15 protein-coding genes are annotated in these 17,937 nt (G+C 75.4%); 6 read left to right on the top strand and 9 right to left on the bottom strand.

Annotated features, from left to right (window positions below; genetic code table 11):
• Positions 1-121: 121 nt before the first annotated feature.
• Entirely contained in the window at positions 122-547 is a 426-nt protein-coding gene (locus tag ACIQG9_RS09235; RefSeq protein ID WP_400399585.1) for a cytochrome c oxidase subunit 4, read from the bottom strand.
• 10 nt (positions 548-557) lie between these two features.
• The gene (gene coxB, locus ACIQG9_RS09230; RefSeq protein ID WP_400399583.1) at positions 558-1,529 is read right to left on the bottom strand and encodes a cytochrome c oxidase subunit II; all 972 of its coding nucleotides are present in this window, start codon (positions 1,527-1,529) and stop codon (positions 558-560) included.
• Between the two features lie 170 nt (positions 1,530-1,699).
• Here coxB and ACIQG9_RS09225 point away from each other — a divergent pair, with 170 nt between their 5' ends.
• Together ACIQG9_RS09225 and ACIQG9_RS09220 are read left to right on the top strand one after the other, a co-directional pair.
• Positions 1,700-2,851, top strand: a complete 1,152-nt coding sequence (locus ACIQG9_RS09225; RefSeq protein ID WP_400399580.1) for a cysteine desulfurase family protein — start codon at positions 1,700-1,702, stop codon at positions 2,849-2,851.
• The gene (locus tag ACIQG9_RS09220) at positions 2,848-3,075 is read left to right on the top strand and encodes a sulfurtransferase TusA family protein (RefSeq protein ID WP_400399578.1); all 228 of its coding nucleotides are present in this window, start codon (positions 2,848-2,850) and stop codon (positions 3,073-3,075) included. The genes ACIQG9_RS09225 and ACIQG9_RS09220 overlap by 4 nt, the downstream gene beginning before the upstream one ends.
• Positions 3,076-3,188: 113 nt before the next feature.
• Here the strand turns inward: ACIQG9_RS09220 and ACIQG9_RS09215 are convergent, their stop codons facing one another.
• The 4 genes from ACIQG9_RS09215 to ACIQG9_RS09200 form a co-directional block, all read right to left on the bottom strand.
• Complete coding sequence (locus ACIQG9_RS09215) at positions 3,189-3,695, bottom strand: AAA family ATPase (protein ID WP_400399576.1); 507 nt, start codon at positions 3,693-3,695, stop codon at positions 3,189-3,191.
• Positions 3,692-4,669, bottom strand: coding sequence for a carbohydrate kinase family protein (locus tag ACIQG9_RS09210; protein ID WP_400399574.1), 978 nt, complete (start codon positions 4,667-4,669; stop codon positions 3,692-3,694). Before ACIQG9_RS09210 ends, ACIQG9_RS09215 begins: the two co-directional genes overlap by 4 nt.
• 192 nt (positions 4,670-4,861) lie before the next feature.
• Positions 4,862-5,230, bottom strand: coding sequence for an iron-sulfur cluster insertion protein ErpA (gene erpA / locus ACIQG9_RS09205; protein ID WP_400399572.1), 369 nt, complete (start codon positions 5,228-5,230; stop codon positions 4,862-4,864).
• A 159-nt stretch (positions 5,231-5,389) separates the two neighbouring features.
• Complete coding sequence (locus ACIQG9_RS09200) at positions 5,390-6,526, bottom strand: glycerate kinase (RefSeq protein WP_400399570.1); 1,137 nt, start codon at positions 6,524-6,526, stop codon at positions 5,390-5,392.
• A 94-nt stretch (positions 6,527-6,620) separates the two neighbouring features.
• Here ACIQG9_RS09200 and nadA point away from each other — a divergent pair, with 94 nt between their 5' ends.
• The 3 genes from nadA (at position 6,621) to ACIQG9_RS09185 (ending at position 10,098) form a co-directional block, all read left to right on the top strand.
• Positions 6,621-7,820 (top strand): quinolinate synthase NadA, encoded by a 1,200-nt coding sequence (gene nadA, locus ACIQG9_RS09195; protein ID WP_400399568.1) that lies wholly within the window; start codon positions 6,621-6,623, stop codon positions 7,818-7,820.
• Between the two features lie 236 nt (positions 7,821-8,056).
• Complete coding sequence (murA, locus tag ACIQG9_RS09190) at positions 8,057-9,412, top strand: UDP-N-acetylglucosamine 1-carboxyvinyltransferase (protein WP_400399566.1); 1,356 nt, start codon at positions 8,057-8,059, stop codon at positions 9,410-9,412.
• Between the two features lie 80 nt (positions 9,413-9,492).
• On the top strand, positions 9,493-10,098 hold the full coding sequence (locus tag ACIQG9_RS09185; protein ID WP_400399564.1) for a DUF3043 domain-containing protein: 606 nt from the start codon (positions 9,493-9,495) through the stop codon (positions 10,096-10,098).
• Between the two features lie 19 nt (positions 10,099-10,117).
• Here the strand turns inward: ACIQG9_RS09185 and ACIQG9_RS09180 are convergent, their stop codons facing one another.
• From ACIQG9_RS09180 to ACIQG9_RS09170, 3 genes are read right to left on the bottom strand one after another with little or no spacing between them, the layout of a single operon-like run.
• Positions 10,118-11,098, bottom strand: a complete 981-nt coding sequence (locus tag ACIQG9_RS09180; protein WP_400399562.1) for an ATP-binding cassette domain-containing protein — start codon at positions 11,096-11,098, stop codon at positions 10,118-10,120.
• Positions 11,095-11,940, bottom strand: coding sequence for an ABC transporter permease (locus tag ACIQG9_RS09175; protein WP_400399560.1), 846 nt, complete (start codon positions 11,938-11,940; stop codon positions 11,095-11,097). Before ACIQG9_RS09175 ends, ACIQG9_RS09180 begins: the two co-directional genes overlap by 4 nt.
• Positions 11,933-12,781, bottom strand: coding sequence for an ABC transporter permease (locus ACIQG9_RS09170; protein ID WP_400399558.1), 849 nt, complete (start codon positions 12,779-12,781; stop codon positions 11,933-11,935). Before ACIQG9_RS09170 ends, ACIQG9_RS09175 begins: the two co-directional genes overlap by 8 nt.
• 162 nt (positions 12,782-12,943) lie before the next feature.
• On the opposite strand from ACIQG9_RS09170, the gene ACIQG9_RS09165 reads away from it, so the two are divergent.
• A complete protein-coding gene (locus ACIQG9_RS09165) occupies positions 12,944-17,887 on the top strand; it encodes a WG repeat-containing protein (protein ID WP_400399556.1) in 4,944 nt (1,647 codons plus the stop codon).
• Positions 17,888-17,937 lie beyond the last annotated feature (50 nt).

The following is a 17,937-nucleotide window of genomic DNA, read 5'->3' as shown; positions in this document are numbered from 1 at the left end:
GCAACCCCGTCCTCCGCCCGGCCCCGCTACCCACCTGCGGGAATGACGCCGCAGGCCCGCGTCCCAGGGTGGGACACGGGCCTGCGGGCAACGGCTCAGACGGCCGGTGCAGAGGTTCGGATCAGTGCTCGGCGGTGCGCCGGGTGCCGGAGTAGTACTCGAAGAGCAGGCCGCAGGCGCTGAAGATGACCGCGACCAGGCCGAGGCCGAGCAGCCAGAACTGCCAGTAGACCAGGCCCAGGCCGGCCAGGGCGGCGGCCAGGGCCAGGCCGAACGGCCAGTAGCTGCCCGGGCTGAAGAAGCCGATCTCGCCCGCGCCGTCGGCGATCTCGCCGTCCGGCCGGTCCTCGGGGCGCAGGTCGATACGGCGGGAGACGAACCAGAAGAAGCCGCCGCACATCGAGCAGAGCAGGAAGGACAGCAGCAGGGCCACCGTGCCGACCCACTCGACGCCGCCGGAGTCCCCGTACGTCCAGGCAGCGTAGAGGACGGTCACGCCGAACAGGAACCCGGCGATGATCAGGAAGATACGCCACTCGGTCTTCATGCCGGCTACCTCAGCTTCCCGCGCTGGCGGACGCGTCGTCCGGGTTGAAGTTGTCCTTGGTGCGCCGCGTGTCGTACGGCTGCGTGGTCTGCGCGTACGGGTCCTCGCCGATGGCGGTGAGCGCCTCCTGCGTCGACTTGCCGCCCCGCTTGGCCGCCAGGAACTGGTCGTACTTCTCCGGGGAGACGACCCGCAGCTCGAAGTTCATGAAGGCGTGGTAGCTGCCGCACAGCTCGGCGCAGCGGCCGACGTACGCGCCCTCGGACTCCAGCTTCGAGACCTCGAAGACGTTACGGATCTTGCCGGGCATCACGTCGCGCTTGAAGAGCAGCTCGGGCACCCAGAAGGAGTGGATGACGTCGCGACTGGTCTCCTCGAACCGGATCGACCGGTCGGTCGGCAGCACCAGCACCGGGATGACCTCGCTGGTGCCCAGCACCGACGCCACGGTGTTGGCGTCCCGGCCCTGGCCGTCGCGGTAGTTGAACTGCCAGTTCCACTTGAAGGCGACGACCTCGACGGTGATGTCCGGGTTCTTCGTCGTCTTGTCCACGTCGGTCTGGATGATCGCCGTGTAGTAGAAGAGCACGGAGACGATCAGGATCGGCGCGATGGTGTAGAGGAACTCCATCGGCAGGTTGTAGCGGGTCTGCACCGGCAGCTCGTTGCCCCGCTTGCGGTAGCGCACCACGCACCAGAAGATCAGGCCCCAGACGAAGACACCGACCGCCAGGGCGGCGACGCAGGACGCGATCCACAGGTCGTACATCCGGTGCGACTCGGGCGTGATGCCGCCCTGCGGCCAGCCGAAGCCGGCGACCGAACTGCCGACGTCGCACCCGGTGAGCAGAACCAGCAGCGCAGCTCCGCCGAGACCGAGCCCGGCGAGCCGACCAGCGCCACGCCGCCGGCGCTCACCGGCTCCTGGGGAAGCGCTGTGCCGTACGGCCGACGGCCGTACCTCCGAACTCCTTGCGACCACCTGGTCCTGCCTCCCTAGCGCGCCGCGGTGGGGTTTTCCATCAGCACCGACGGCAAAGGCGTCACCGACGGTCGCAGATTACTCGACCATGGCGGGCTCGACCGTGTTGGGGTCACTGTCCGCCCCCATCGGGGGATCTTGGGCGGACCGGCGCGATAGCGTGGTCAGCCGTGAGTGCTCCCCCGGTTTACCTGGACGCGGCCGCCGCCGCGCCGCTGCATCCGGTCGCCCGGCAGGCGCTGCTGGCCGCCCTCGACGACGGCTGGGCCGACCCCGGCAGGCTCTACACCCAGGCTCGCCGGGCCCGCCAACTCCTCGACGCCGCCCGCGAGGCCACCGCGACCACGCTCGGTGTCCGCGCCGACGAACTCTCCTTCACCCCCAGCGGTACGACCGCCGCGCACGGGGCGGTGCTGGGCGGTCTCGCCGGCCGGCACCGGGCCGGCGGCACCCTGGTGCACTCGGCGATCGAACACTCGGCGGTGCTGCACGCCGCGCAGCGGCACACGGCCGGCGGCGGCGCGGCGGTGTCCGTGCCGGTGGACCGGTCCGGCCGGCTCGACCTGCCCGCCTGGTCCGACACGGTACGCGCGCCGGGGGTGGCGCTGGCCGCGCTGATCGCCGCCAGCCACGAGGTGGGCACCGTCCAGCCGGTCGCCGAGGCCGCCGCCGCCTGCGCCGCCGCCGGAGTGCCGCTGTACGTGGACGCGGCCCAGGTGGTCGGCCGGATCCCGGTGCCGACCGGCTGGTCGGTGTTGACCGCCAGCGCGCACAAGTGGGGTGGACCGCCCGGCGTCGGGCTGCTGGTGGTACGCAAGGGCACCCGCTGGGAGTCGCCCTGGCCGGCCGACGAGCGGGAGTCGGGACGTACCCCGGGGGTGCTGAACCTGCCGGCGGTGGTGTCGGCGGCGGCGAGCCTGCGCGCGGCGGCGGCCGACGCGGCGGCCGAGGCCGCCCGGCTGACGCCGCTGGTCGACCGGATCCGGGCCCGGGTGGCCGCCGAGGTGCCCGACGTGGAGGTGGTCGGCGATCCGGTCGACCGGCTCCCCCACCTGGTGACGTTCTCCTGCCTGTACGTCGACGGCGAGGTGCTGCTGCACGCGCTGGACCGGCGTGGCTTCGCCGTCTCCTCCGGTTCCTCCTGCACCTCCTCGACGCTGCGCCCGTCGCATGTGCTGGAGGCGATGGGGGTGCTCTCGCACGGCAACGTCCGGGTCTCCCTGCACCGGGAGACCACCGAGACGGACGTCGAGCGGTTCCTCACCGAACTGCCCGGGATCGTCGCCGGGCTGCGCGCCGAGGCGGGGGTGGTGGGGCTGTGAGCGGGCCGGCCGAGGTGCTGGACTGCCGGGGCCAGCGCTGCCCGCTGCCGGTGATCGCGCTGGCCCGCCGGCTGCCGGAACTGCCGGTCGGCGCGGTGCTGCGGGTCCTCGCGGACGACCCGGCGGCGGCCGTCGACATTCCCGCCTGGTGCCGGATGCGCGGCCAGGACTTCGTGGCCGGGTGGCCCGACGGCCCCGGCTACGACGTCCGCCGCGCCCACTGATCCAGCCTCGCCGTCGGTCAGCACCCGGGCCGGTTCCGCCGCCCGGCGACCACCGCCCGGCACCGCCCCGGCCGCCGCACCCCGCCGGACCGGCAGGACCATCGGGGGCGGGCTCAGGACAGGTAGCCGAGCAGGGCGGGGAGGGGGTCGACGGCGACGGCGGTGTCGACGACCAGGCGGGCGCCGATCAGGGGCTCGTACTCCGCCCGGCGGACCAGGGTCTGCTCCCAGGTCAAGGTGAGCGGATCGGGGGCGGCGGCGCCGCGCGCCTCGACCCGGCGGCGGTGTTCCGCCTCGTCACCGCAGTGCACCTCGACCAGCCGCAGCGGCACCCCGGCCCGATCGGCCAGGTCGCGCCACAGGCCCCGGGCACCGGCCACCGGGTTGACCGCGTCCACCACCACGCTCAGCCCCAGCGCCAACTGCACCTCGGCCAGGCCGGCGACCGCCTCGTACGCGGCCAGGCCGGGCCCGACGCCGACCAGGCCCTGCCGGGCCAGCGCCCGCTCGACCGGATCGACCGCAAGCACCGGGGCGCCCAGCGCCGTGCCGACCCGCCCGGCGAGGGTGCTCTTCCCCACGCCCGGCAGGCCGGCGAACACGACCAGGAGCTGCGTCATGGCAGCAGGTGCGGCCGGACGTCCTCGGCGGCGGCGGCGCCGTACGAATCGGCGAGCCGCTTGACGAACAGGTCGCGCTGCACCGCGTACTCCTGGGTGCCGACGGTCTCCAGGACCAGGGTGGCCAGCAGCGAGCCGACCTGCGCGGCGCGCTCCAGGCTCAGGCCCCAGGACAGGGCGGTGAAGAACCCGGCCCGGAAGCCGTCGCCGACGCCGGTCGGGTCGACGGCCCGGGTCTCCCGGGCGATCGGCACCCGGAACGGCGCGACATCCCGGCCGGCGATCTCGACGCCGTCCTTGCCCAGCGTGGTGACCCGGACCTTCACCTTCTCCAGGAGCTGGGTGTCGCTGAGCCCGGCCTTGCTCTGGAGCAGCGACTTCTCGTACTCGTTGGTCATCAGGTACTCGGCGCCGTCGATCAGCGAGACCACGTCCTCGCCGTCCATCCGGGCGAGCTGCTGGGACGGGTCGGCGACGAAGGCGAAGCCGCGCTCCCGGCACTCGGCCGAGTGCCGGATCATCGCCTCCGGGTCGTTCGCGCCGACCAGCACCAGGTCCAGGCCGCCGAGCCGCTCCGCGACGGGGGCCAGCTCGATGTTGCGGGCCTCGCTCATCGCGCCCGCGTAGAACGAGGCGATCTGGCACATGTCGGTGTCGGTGGTGCAGACGAAGCGGGCCGTGTGCGCCACCTCGCTGACGTGCACCGAGTCGCAGTCCACGCCGTGCCGCTCCAGCCAGGAGCGGTAGTCGGCGAAGTCGTCCCCCACCGCGCCCAGCAGGACCGGACGCAGCCCGAGCTGCCCCATGCCGAAGGCGATGTTGGCGGCCACCCCGCCCCGACGCAGCACCAGTTCGTCCACCAGGAAGGAGAGGGACACCTTGTGCAACTGGTCGGCGATGAGCTGGTCGGCGAAGCGGCCGGGAAAGCTCATCAGGTGGTCGGTCGCGATCGAGCCGGTCACGGCGATCTTCATGTCAACCCTCGGGGTCGGGAGCACGGCGCCGGTCAGCCTACCGGTCCCGCCCGGACGACGGACGGGGGTCAGCCGTCCGTCGGCCACCACCTGCTCATCCTCCCGTCGCCCCTCGGCCACCGGCCGGCGGGGCGGACACGACGACGGGGCCGCCCCGGTGTGGGACGGCCCCGTCGGTGCGCCGGTCTCGACTCAGCTGAACGAGTCGCCGCAGGCGCAGGAGCTGCCCGCGTTGGGGTTGTCGATGGTGAAGCCCTGGGCGTCGATGCGGTCGGCGAAGTCGATGGTCGCCCCGGTCAGGTAGGGGGCGCTCATCCGGTCGACGACGACCTCGACACCGCCGAAGTCGCTGACGACGTCACCGTCGAGCGAACGCTCGTCGAAGAAGAGCTGGTACCGCAGGCCGGAGCAGCCGCCCGGCTGCACCGCGACCCGGAGCCGCAGGTCGTCGCGGCCCTCCTGCTCGATCAGGGCCTTGACCTTCTGCGCCGCGACGTCGGTCAGGACGACGGAAGTAGGGGCCTGGGCCTCGGTCGACTCGGTCTGCGCTGGCGTGGTCACGTGGAAATCTCCCTGCGCGGTATGGGTCCGGACGCACTGGCCAACGTCACGCGTCGCCCAGTGATTCCCGGTGTGGTCCAGTTCCGATGGTACGCCGCCCCGACCGCCGCCACCCGGCTGGCGTGACCGCCGCCGCAGGTGGGGCCGGCGGGCCCCCGCTCAGCGGCTCCACTGCCGGGCCAGCCGGGCGCCGAGCGCGCGCAGCCCCTCGGCGGGCCGGCCCATCGCCGCCGCCACCCCGCCGCGCTCCTCGCCGCCGAAGTGCTCCACCAGGCTGTACGCCTCGGTCACCCCGGCCGAGGCGGCCTCCCGACGCCCGGTGCTCACCCGTCCCGCCAGCACCACGCAGGGCACGCCCCGGTCGCGGGCCGCTCCGGCGACTCCGGCGACCACCTTGCCGCGCAGCGACTGGTGGTCGAAGGAGCCCTCCCCGGTGATCACCAGGTCGCACCCGTCCAGCGCGGCGTCCAGGCCGATCGCCCGGGTGACCAGGTCGATGCCGGACTCGCAGCGCCCACCGAGGGCGAGGATCGCCGCGCCGAGGCCGCCGGCCGCGCCGCCGCCGGGCAGCGTGCCGAGCCCCGGCGGGCAGCCGGGCAGATCCTGCTCCAGCACCGCCGCCCAGCGTTCCAGCGCGGCGTCGAGCAGCAGCACGTCGGCCCGGTCGGCGCCCTTCTGCGGGCCGTAGACGCTGCTGGCGCCGTGCAGGCCGAGCAGCGGGTTGTCCACGTCGGTGGCGGCGACCAGGGTGGCCCCGCGCAGCCGGGGGACACCGTCGAGGGCGGCGACCGCCGCCAGGGCCGCCCCGCCGTACGGCAGGGCCCGGCCGGCGTCGTCGAGCGGTGTGCCGCCGAGCGCGGCGAGCAGGCCGGCGCCGCCGTCGTTGGTGCCGGACCCGCCCAGCCCGATCACCACCGTCCGGGCGCCGTGCTCGACGGCGGCGGTGACCAGCGCGCCGAGGCCGTACGAGGTGGTGGCCTTCGGGTCGCGCTCGGCGGCGGCCAGCAGGTGCAGCCCGCACGCCTGGGCGCTCTCCAGGTACGCCGTGCCGTCGGCGGTGAGCAGGATCTCACCGGCGGCCGGGCGGCCGAGCGGGTCGACCGTCGGCACCGGGATCCGCCGGCCGGCGAGCGCGTCGGCGAGCACCGTGACGAAGCCCGGTCCCCCGTCGGCGAGGGGCCGGATGAGCAGGTCGTCCGAGTCGTCCACCTCGCGCCAGCCGGCGGCGACCGCAGCCGCCACCTCCGGTGCCTCCAGGGTGCCGGCGAACTTGTCCGGACAGAGCAGCACGCGCATGCCCAGAGTGTGGCAGGCCACATCGGGGCGGGGCAGTGTGGCAGCCCACACCGGCAGCGGTCGTGCGGCGGGCCCGCTGTGGGACCATGAGAGCGTGACTTCGACCTGGGTGGAACCCTCCAACACCGCGACTGCGCTGCTGCTCCTCGGCCGCGGCAGCGACCCCGCCACCGAACGTGGCGTGGAGTGTCCGGGTGACCTGCCGGCGCCGAGCGATCCCGACCTGGTGGCCCGGGCGGCGGCGGCGAAGGCCGCGCTCGGCACCAGGGTGTTCGTGCTCGGCCACCACTACCAGCGCGACGAGGTGATCCAGTTCGCCGACGTGACCGGCGACTCGTTCAAGCTGGCCCGCGAGGCGGCGGCCCGCCCGGACGCGGAGTACATCGTCTTCTGCGGTGTGCACTTCATGGCCGAGAGCGCCGACATCCTCACCTCGGACGCCCAGCGGGTGATCCTGCCCGACCTGGCGGCCGGCTGCTCGATGGCCGACATGGCGGTGCTGTCGCAGGTCGAGCGGGCCTGGGACGTGCTGACCGAGCTGGGCGTCGCGGCGGACACCGTCCCGGTGACGTACATGAACTCGTCGGCGGACATCAAGGGCTTCGTCGGGCGCAACGGCGGGGTGGTCTGCACCTCGTCGAACGCCAGGCGCGCCCTGGACTGGGCCTACCAGCAGGGCGGGAAGGTGCTCTTCCTGCCCGACCAGCACCTGGGCCGCAACACGGCGGTGCTGGAGCTGGGCCTCTCGCTGGACGACTGCGTGCTCTACGACCCGCACAAGCCGAACGGCGGGCTGACCCCGGAGCGGCTGCGCGACGCGAAGATGATCCTGTGGCGCGGGCACTGCTCGGTGCACGGCCGGTTCACCCTGGACAGCGTCGACGACGTCCGGGCGCGGGTGCCGGGGGTCAACGTGCTGGTGCACCCGGAGTGCCGGCACGAGGTGGTCACCGCCGCCGACCAGGTGGGCTCGACGGAATACATCATCAAGGCGATCGAGGCGGCTCCGGCCGGCTCGGCGTGGGCGGTCGGCACCGAGCTGAACCTGGTCCGCCGGCTGGCGCTGGCCCACCCGGACAAGCAGATCATGTTCCTGGACAAGGCGGTCTGCTACTGCTCGACGATGAACCGGATCGACCTGCCGCACCTGGTCTGGGCGCTTGAGGAGCTGGTCGCCGGCCGGGTGGTCAACCAGATCACCGTCGACCCGGACACCGCGCACCACGCCCGGGTGGCGCTGGACCAGATGCTCGCGCTGCCGGGCGCCGACACCCCGCCGCCGACCATCGCTTGATCACGTACGGTCACCTCGCTGGTACGTAAACGCACCGGAATTGCCGGTTCGTGCCGTGCCTGGCGCTGTGACCGATTCCATTCACGTCACGGAGGGCTATGCTGCCGGGGCGACGATCCACGGGGACCGTTTTGATCCGCCCCCGTTCCGGGTAGCTGGACAGCCTGTACCGGGAAGCTGGACAGCCTGCCCCACCATCGACACACGGCTTCACCCGACGCGCGCTGGAGGTTGCGTTGACCGACGACGTCCTGGTCGTACACGGAGGTACTCCGCTGGAAGGGCGGATCCGCGTGCGCGGCGCGAAGAACCTGGTCTCCAAGGCGATGGTCGCGGCGCTGCTGGGCGACTCGCCCAGCCGGCTGTTCGACGTCCCCAAGATCCGTGACGTCGAGGTGGTCCGCGGGCTGCTCGGCCTGCACGGGGTGAAGGTGACCGACGGCACCGAGGACGGCGAGCTGGTCTTCGACCCGTCCAACGTCGAGAGCGCCAGCACCGACCAGATCAACGTGCACGCCGGATCCAGCCGGATCCCGATCCTGTTCTGCGGCCCGCTGCTACACCGGCTCGGCCACGCCTTCATCCCCGACCTGGGCGGCTGCCACATCGGCCCGCGCCCGATCGACTTCCACCTGCAGGCGCTGCGCGAGTTCGGCGCGACCGTCGACAAGACCCCCGAGGGCCTGCACCTGTCGGCGCCGAACGGGCTGCACGGCACCAAGTTCGCCCTGCCGTACCCGAGCGTCGGCGCCACCGAGCAGGTGCTGCTGACCGCGGTGATGGCCGAGGGCGTCACCGAGCTGCGCAACGCCGCCGTCGAGCCCGAGATCATCGACCTGATCTGCATCCTGCAGAAGATGGGCGCGATCATCAAGGTGCACACCGACCGGGTGATCGAGATCCAGGGCGTCAAGCGGCTGCACGGCTACACCCACCGGCCGATCCCGGACCGGATCGAGGCGGCGAGCTGGGCGGCGGCGGCGCTGGCCACCCGCGGCCACGTCGAGGTGCTCGGCGCGCAGCAGGCCGACATGATGACCTTCCTGAACATCTTCCGGTCGGTCGGCGGCGAGTACGAGGTCACCGACGCCCGGCCCCCGAAGCTCGGCGACCCGGGCCAGGAGGGCGGCATCCGGTTCTGGCACCCGGGCGGCGAGCTGAACGCCGTGGCGCTGGAGACCGACGTGCACCCCGGCTTCATGACCGACTGGCAGCAGCCCCTCGTCGTCGCGCTGACCCAGGCCCGGGGCCTGTCGATCGTCCACGAGACGGTCTACGAGCAGCGGCTGGGCTACACCGAGGCGCTGAACACCATGGGCGCCAACATCCAGGTCTACCGGGACTGCCTCGGCGGCACCCCGTGCCGCTTCGGCCGGCGCAACTTCAAGCACTCCGCGGTGATCGCCGGCCCGAGCAAGCTGCACGCCGCCGACCTGGTCATCCCGGACCTGCGGGCCGGGTTCAGCCACCTGATCGCGGCGCTCGCCGCCGAGGGCACCTCCCGGGTGTACGGCGTCGACCTGATCAACCGGGGCTACGAGGACTTCGAGGCGAAACTGGCCAGCCTGGGCGCGCACGTCGAGCGCCCGTAACCCGGTCCCACCCGCTCCGTCGAGCGCCCGGTGCACCCGTGATGTGCACCGGGCGCCGTCGGTTGGCTACCCTTCACCTCGTGCCGTCGCTGTTTCGCCGCAAGTCCACCGACTCCGACTCCTCCGCCACCGCCCCGGTGGTGACCGAGGAGCCGTCCGCCGCGCGCCCCCGGGGTTACACCCCGAGCAAGAAGGAACTGGGCGTCGAGACCCCGAAGCGGCCGGTCGCCGGCCGCCGTCCGGCCGGCCCGACCCGGCCGCTGACCAAGGAGGAGGCCCGGGAGCAGCGCCGCAAGGCGCGCACCGAGGCGGCGGCCGAGTTCCGCCGCGAGGGCGGCCCCCGCGACCGGGGCCCGGAGCGGCTGCTGGCCCGCAACGTGGTCGACTCCCGGCGTACCGTCGGCACCTGGTTCTTCGGCGGCGCGCTGATCGTGCTGATCGGGTCGAACGCGGCGATGCCGCCGGCGATCCGGCTCGCCTCCAACGTGGTGTGGGGCGCGCTCGCGCTCGGCGTGGTGATCGACTCGGTGCTGATCTCCCGCCGGATCAGGAAGCTGGTGCGGGGTCGCTTCCCCCACAGCGGTGAGCGGATGGGCTCGCTCTACCTCTACGCGATCATGCGGTCGATCACCTTCCGCCGGATGCGCGCCCCGGCCCCCCGGGTCAACGTCGGCGACCCGATCTGAGCCACCCCTCGCCCGGCGGTCAGGCCGGGTGGCGCGGGGTGGGGGCGGGGGTCCGGTAGAGCCGGGTCACCACCTCCTCGATGTCCGGTTCCACGATCGAGACGTCCCGCAACGCGGCCAGCCCGGCCAGCGCGGCGACCACCTCCGCCACCCCCGCCGACTCCAGCGCGTACACCAGCCGGCGGCCGTCGGCCTCCACCCGGTGCAGCGGCGCGCCCGGCGGCTCGGGCGGCACCGCCAGCGGGGCGTCCAGCTCGGCGACGACCAGCCGGCGGGAGCCGTACCGGGAGTGCAGGGCGGCGATCGAGCCGTCGTGCACCACCCGGCCGTGGTCGATCACCACCAGCCGGTGGCAGAGCCGCTCGATGTCGGCCAGGTCGTGGGTGGTGAGCACCAGCGTGGTGTCGCCGGCCCGGCCCAACTCGGCGAGGAACTCCCGGACGGCCTGCCGGCTCACCACGTCCAACCCGATGGTCGGCTCGTCGAGGAAGAGCACCTGCGGGCCGTGCAGCAGCGCGGCGGTCAGCTCGCCGCGCATCCGCTGCCCCAGCGAGAGCTGCCGGACCGGGGTGTCCAGGAACTCGTCCAGGTCGAGCAGGCCGCGGCAGCGGCGCAGCCGGGCGGCGTGCGCGGCGGCCGGCACCCGGTAGAGGTGCCGCAGCAGGTCGAACGAGTCGCGCAGCGGCAGGTCCCACCAGAGCTGGGACCGCTGGCCGAAGACCACCCCGATCCGCAGCGCCAACCGGGTGCGCTCGGCGACCGGACGCAGACCGCAGACCCGGGCCTCGCCCGCCGACGGGGTCAGTACCCCGGTGAGCATCTTCAGGGTGGTGGACTTCCCCGCCCCGTTCGGGCCGATGTAGCCGAGCATCTCGCCGCGCTCCACCCGCAGGTCGATCCCGTCCACCGCGGTGACCGTCCGCTTCTCGCGGCGCAGCCGACCCGCCTTCACCCGTACCGTGAACTCCTTGCGCAGCCCGCGCAGCTCGATGACGCTCATGACCCCGTACTCCGGTAGTGGCGGACGCCGGTGCGCCAGGCCGCCGCCGCGCCCCCGGCGGCGACCAGCGCGACCAGCGGTGCGGCCCAGCCGGCCCAGGCCGGCAGGCCGAGCGGGTCGGCGCGGCCCAGCAGCGCCAGCGCCGGCTGGTAACTGACGAAGGCGAACCCCAGCCCGTACGCGAACGCCGCCCGGAACCAGCCCTCGAAGACGGTGACCGGGTACGACGTGAAGTCCCGCCCGCCGTAGGTGACCGAGTTGGCCAGCTCGCCGGAGTCCACCCACCAGAACGACACGGTGGCGGTGGCGACGAAGACCGACCCGAAGAAGACCACCCCGGCCAGCGGGGCGGCCACGGCCAGCGCCACCCGGGCCGGGGTCCAGTCGATCCCCGCCGAGGCCAGCGCCACCACCAGCACACCGACGCCGAACAGCCCCCGGGACACCTTGCGCAGCGGCAGGTCCATCAGCAGCAACTGGGGCAGCGCGCCGAGCGGACGGACCAGCACCGCGTCGAACCGTCCGGTGCGCACGTACCCGGGCAGCCGCTCGATGTTGCCGACCAGCAGGTCGGCGACGGCGAAGGCGCTCGCCGACAGCCCCACCATCACCAGCGTCTCGCGCAGCGTGAACCCGCCCAGCTCACGGGTCACCCCGTAGATCACCAGGACGGTGACCACGTCGAAGACGGTCGCCCCGACGTTGCCCAGCAGGTCCACCACGAACGACGTCCGGTACGCGGTCTGCGACCGGGCCTGCGCCCCGAGTAGCGCCCGGTACGCGGCCAACGTCCCAGCCGGCTCACCCTGCCCCGGCTCACCCGCCGGCCGCCGCTCAACCACCCTGCACCACCAGGCGGCGCTCGGCCCGGCGCTGCACCAGCCGGCAGGCGGCCAGCAGCAGCACCGCCCAGCCGAGCTGGAGGGCGACCAGGCCGACCTGGACGGCCGGCGGGTCCCGTTCGACCAGCACGTCGAGCGGGGTCTGCAACAGGCTCGGGAACGGCGTGCCGAACCAGAGGACCACCTGGAGCCAGTCGGGCAGGAACCGCAGCGGGAAGTAGAGCCCGGCCAGCACCCCCGAGCCGAGCGCCCAGAGGATCATCGGCCCCCGGACGTCCTGCAACCAGTAGGCGGTGGCGTTGACCAGGAACCGGCAACTGAAGCAGAGCACCACGGCGGTCACCGCGGAGACCACGAAGAGCACGACGGTGGGCCACCGGGTCGGCAGGTGCACCTCGAAGAAGAACGGCCCGACCAGGACCGGCGGCAGCAGCCGGGCCAGCGCCGCGTACCCGGCCCGCCCCAGGTCGGTGGCGAGGTAGCTGGTCACCGGGTGCACCGGGCGGAGCAGGTCGGCGGCCACGTCGCCGGTGCGGATCCGGTCGGCCAGGTCGGTCCAGCCCCAGAGCAGGACGACGGCCAGCAGCCCCTGCCCCACCCAGACGAAGGTGGCGAGCTGCCCCCGGTCGTACCCGGCGACGGTGCCGGTCCCGGCGGCGGCCAGCAGCACCGAGCAGCGGAGGAAGCCGAAGACGGTGTTGGTGATGACACCGGCCAGCGCGGCCTGGCGGTAGGTGGCGTATCGTCGGAAGCCGGAACGGGATATCGCCGAGAATGTCCGGATCCATCGGATAACGTTTGAGTCCGTGGGCGGTGCCACAGTGGCGGTGACCAAGCCCACGCCGCTACCCTCCTTCCGCAGCCACGCCGTGCCGGACGGGGGACTCTACCGGCATCCCGGGGCGCCCGGCGACGACAATTTGCAACGAGGTGACACCGCCGTGAGCGAGCGACGCGAGCCGGGCATCGGGCCGCGCCGCACGCGCGCCGACGGAGGCCCGCGATGACGGGCGGCTGGCACGACCGCTGGCACGACCCGGCGGAGCCGTCCTGGGTGATCGAGCCGACCAGCGAGTGGCACCCCCAGTTCCCCGGCCAGCGCTACCCGGGCGACATCGGCCACCGGCCCCCCGACCCGCGTGGACGGGCCACCGTCGTCGGTCGCGCCGAGGTGCCCCCGCTCGCCCCGACCCGGCCCGACGGGACGTACCTCGGCCGGTCCTGGGCCGACCACGACGACGAGCCACCCCGCTGGGGCGGCCCGTCCGACGAGCGCCACGCCGACGACGAGGCGTACCGGCGGCCCGCCGACGAGGGGTACCGGCGGTCGTCCGACGGGCCCGCCCGGCAGCGCGACCGACGGCAGCCCGAGCCGGACCGGTTCGACGCCCGCCCCGAGCCGGACCGCTACGACGCCCGGCCCGGCTGGTCCGACCAGCGACGCGGCTCCGCCGAGCCGGCCCGGGAGGCCGCCTGGCACCGCGACCGCACCGCCCCCGACCGGTACGACGTCCGCCCCCGCCAGGACCGGCCCGCCCCCGGCGTCACGCCCGTCTCCCCCGGTCACCCGCCGGTCTCCCCCGCGCCCTGGCACGAATCGCCGCGCGGGACCGCGCCCGGACGGGGCGTCGCCGAACCGGGCTGGATGCCCGAACCGGACGAGTCCGGGCCACCCCGCCGGCGGGGCACCGGCGAGCGTCCCGCCGCCGACCGCCGCCCCACCGACGACCTTGGCCGTGACCGCCAGACCACCGACAACGGTGGTTACGGCCGCCGCCCCACGGACGACCGTGGTTACGGCCGCCGGACCACCGACGACGGTGGTTACGACCGACGCCCCACCGACGACGCTGGTTACGGCCGCCGGACCACCGACGACAGCCGGGGCTACGACCGGCGGCCGGCCGCCGACTCCCCCGGTCCGGACCGCCGGCCCGGCGACGACGGGCGTCGTCGTCCGCCCGGCGACGGGTACGAGGCGTACCCGGCCGACCGTCGCCGGCCGGAACGGGACGTCCCGGAGCGGTACCGGGAGGACGAACGGCACCGGCCGACCCGCCGGGAGGACGACGAGCGCCCCGCCGCACGCGGCCACGACGACCACCGGCCACACCCCCTCGACGACGGTCACCGCTCCACCGCCCGGATCCCCGAGGAGCGGTGGCAGCACCAGCGCGGCCCCGACGAACGCCGGCAGCCGGACCCGCGCGAGGCAGCCGCCCGCACCGAGGCGTACCCGGACCGCCGGCCCCGCGAGGCGGCCCCACCGGTCGAGGCGTACCGCGAGCCGTGGGGCCGTCCCGGCGCGGACCGGGACGACGTACGCCGTACCCCGTCCGGCCCGGAGCACGGCCAGGACGTCGGCCGTCACGCACCGCCACGACCGCAGCGCCACCCGGCGGAGCCGGTCCGGCCGGACACCCCGCCGCACCGGTACGACGAACGCCCGGCCGCCCGGGTCGCTCCGGTACGCGCGCCGGACCACCGGCCGGGCGAGGGCCCGCTGCCGGGGCGTCCGGTCTCCGGCGCACCGACCTCCGGCCTGCCGTCGCCGGGGACGCCCGCCCCGGGCCGCCCGGTGTCCGGCGCGCCGATCTCCCCGGCACCCGTCTCCCCGGCACCCGTCTCCCCGGCGGCCGGGCCGGGCGGGCCCCGCTCCGGTGGCCCGGTCTCCGGCCCACCCCGGCCGGGCGACGTCGCAGCACCCACCCGACCGGGTGGTCCCGGCACCGGCGGACCACCGCCCGGCGACGCCGCGCCCCGCCCGCCGTACGGCGCACCGGTCTCCGGGGCGCCGGTGTCGAGCCGGCCCGACGGCGCGGCGACCGCCGACGGCCGGTGGTCCGGTCAGCCGGTCACCGCTGGTCCCGGCCGGCCGGCCGAGGCCGGTCCGGCGGCGGACCGGCGCACTCCCGTGCCGCCCGCCGCCACCGTGCCGCCCGCCGCCACCGTGCCGCCCGTCGCCACCGTGCCGCCCGTCGATCGCGCCGCCGGGGAGCGGCCGGTCCCCGCCGGCTTCGACGAGGACGCGCCGGTCTCCGCGCCGCCGGCCGCCCGGCTACGGCTGGAGTTCCGACAGCCGCCGGCAGCGACCCGGCCCACCTCCGCGCCCCCGTCCCACCGACCCACCTCGGCACCGCCGTCCGACCGGGCCGTCCCCACGCCCCCGTCCGACCGACCCACCTCGACGCCCCCGTCCGACCGACCCAGCTCGGCACCGCCGTCCGACCGGTCCACTCTCGGGCAGTCCCGGGTGCCCGGGGCCGGCCCGCCGCCGGCACCCCCCACCGAGCGGCCCGGCCTGGCCATCACCCCGGACAAGCCCCGCCGGTACGTACCCCCGACGCAGGAACCCGACCCGGCCGACCAGCCGGACGCCGCCCGTGGTGCCGCGCCGAACAGCGCCGAGGCGTGGTTCCGGCCCGCCCGGCCGACGCCACCGCCCGCGTCCGAACCGGTCGGCCCCGCACCGGCGGAGCGGGCCACACCGGCACCGGAGGCCGCCGGCCCGCCGGCACCGGCCGACCGGCCCGGACCGGTCGAACCGGCACCGGCCGGCGGCGCGGAGCCGACCGTCGGCAGCACGACCGGACCGGCAGGCACCCGCCCGGCGACGGCCAGCACACCGGGCTCGGTCCCCGCCGACCCACGCGACGAGGCACCCGCCCGGCCGGACTCCGCCCCGCCGCCGGCGCGGCACCAGGCGGGCACGCCGCCGTGGGCGCAGCGCCCGGTCTCCGCGCCGCCCGCCACCGCGCGCCCGGTCTCCGCGCCACCGTCGACCGAGCCGCCCCTCTCCGCGCGCCCCGTCACCGCGCGCCCGGTCTCCGCACCGCCGTCGACCGAGCCGCCCGTCTCCGCACCACCGGCGGCGGGACGACCGGTCTCCGGGCCACCGGTCCCCGCCGACCGGCCCGGCTCCGGGCCGCCGTCGGACCGCACGGCCGGCGGCCCACGGCCGGCCATCGACCACACCGCGACCACCCCGACCGACCCGCCGGCCGGGGCCGACCGGCCCGCACCGGCCCCGGTCGACCCGCCGGCCGGCTTCCCGCCGCCACACAGCACCGAGGATCCCGCGTTCCGGCCGCCCGCCCCGGTGACGGGACGGCCCGCCGACTCCCCGGCCCGGGACGACCGGCCGGCCACCGTGGACGTCGCCGTGCCCGGGCTCGACCCGGCCACCACGGACGCACCGACCACTCCGACGGCCCCGGCCGGCACCCACCCCACCGGGCACCGGGACAGCCCGGCCGACGCCGCCGGCACCCTGGACGGGACCCACGAGCCGGCGGCGACGGACCCGCCGGCCCACCCCGAGCGCACACCCGTCCCGGGACGTGTCGACGGCGCGGACCCGGTGGAGCGTCCCACCATCCCGGACACCCGCACGGCCGACCCGGCCGTCGAGGCCGCTCCGGCGAACTCCCCGACCAGCACGACGACGTCCCCCGCCGACACCACCGACGAGGCTACCGACGAGGCTGCGTCCCCGACCGGTGCCACCGGCCCGACGGCGGAGCCGACCGGCACCGCCGCCGACCCGGTCGACCCGGCGGCGGAACCGGCCGGCGCCGTGCTGCCGTCGGCCGACGGGCAGCCGGACCGGGCCGGGCCGGCACCCGGGAAGGCGGCCGTGCTCCAGGGCGACCCGGAGCAGATCCTGGCCGGGTACCGGTGGCGACTGGACCCGGAGACGCTGCGCGAGATCGTCGACGACCCGGACGAGTTGCGGGTCATCCGACGCCGGCTCACCGAGAAGCTCGGCTCCTCCCTCGACAACCGCACCCGGGCCCGGCTGCTCAGCCTGCGGGCGGTGGTCTCCCGGCTGGTGGACGACCTGGACGACGCGCTGGCCGACGGCCGGCTCGCGCTGACCTACGCGGAGGCCACCGGCGAGCTGCGCCGTACCGCGCTGGCCCGGGCCCGGCTGGCCGAGGCGCTGCGGTGGAAGGGCGAGTTCGCCGAGGCGGACCGGCTCTTCGCCGAGGCCACCTCGACGGAGCTGCCGGACCGGCTACGGGCGGCCCTGCACGAGCACGCCGGCCGCTGCTGCTACGACCAGGGCCGGCTGATGGAGGCGTGCGAGCACTTCGAGCGGGCCTTGGACCTGCACCGGGCCGAGGACCCGGAGCTGACCGCCCGGATCCGGATCGCGCTGGACGCGGTGTACGTCCGGGCGGCGGGACCGGACGGCTTCGGGCCGTACCCCCGTGGCCGGGACGAGGTGCGGCACGGCCGCCGGTCCCCCGCGCCCACCCTCGACGGCGGCCTCGGCCGCTGGGGGTACGCCGACGCCGCCGGCGACCTCGTCGTCGACTACCGGTATGCCGAGGCGCAGCCCTTCCACGAGCAGTCGGCCTGGGTACGCCGCCCGGACAGCACCGGCTGGGAGCTGATCGACGAGGCCGGCACCACCCTGCTCGGCCCCACGTACGCCCGGGTGCTGCCCTTCTCCGACGGCCTGGCCTGGGTGTCGCGCGGTGGCGACGCGGACTGGTCGGCGATCGAGCCGGACGGCACGGTGGCGGTGCCCGGCGGCTTCGACGAGGTGCGGCCGTTCCGGGGCGGCGTGGCGGCCGTCCGGCGGGGTGGCTGGGGGGCGGTGGACCGGCAGGGACGGCTGGTGGTCCCGCCGCGCTACCACCGGGTGGCGACCGCGCTGGTCGACGGCAGCCGGCTCGACGGCTTCACCGACGAGGGGCTGGCCGTGGTGGAGTTGGCCGGACGCCAGGGCGTGGTGGACCGGACCGGTCGGGTGCGCGTCCCGCCGGTCCACCCGGCGCTGGTGATCCACCCGGTGGCGTTCCTGGTGGACGGCGGCGGGGGCCGCTGGGGCGCGCTGGACCGGCGGGGCGCGCCGATTGTCGATCCGGTGCACCGGGGGCTGCCGGCGGTGGTGGCGGAGATCGACCGGCTGCTCGCCGACGCCCACCCGGTGCTCTGAGCCGGCCGGCCGTCCCGTGCGCTGAGCCACCCGGCGGTCGCGCCGGTGGG

It is taken from the genome of Micromonospora sp. NPDC092111 (assembly GCF_044755745.1).
GTDB lineage: Bacteria > Actinomycetota > Actinomycetes > Mycobacteriales > Micromonosporaceae > Micromonospora.
Note: the sequence above shows the minus strand (reverse complement) of the source record. Positions and strands in the feature narration are given on the sequence as shown.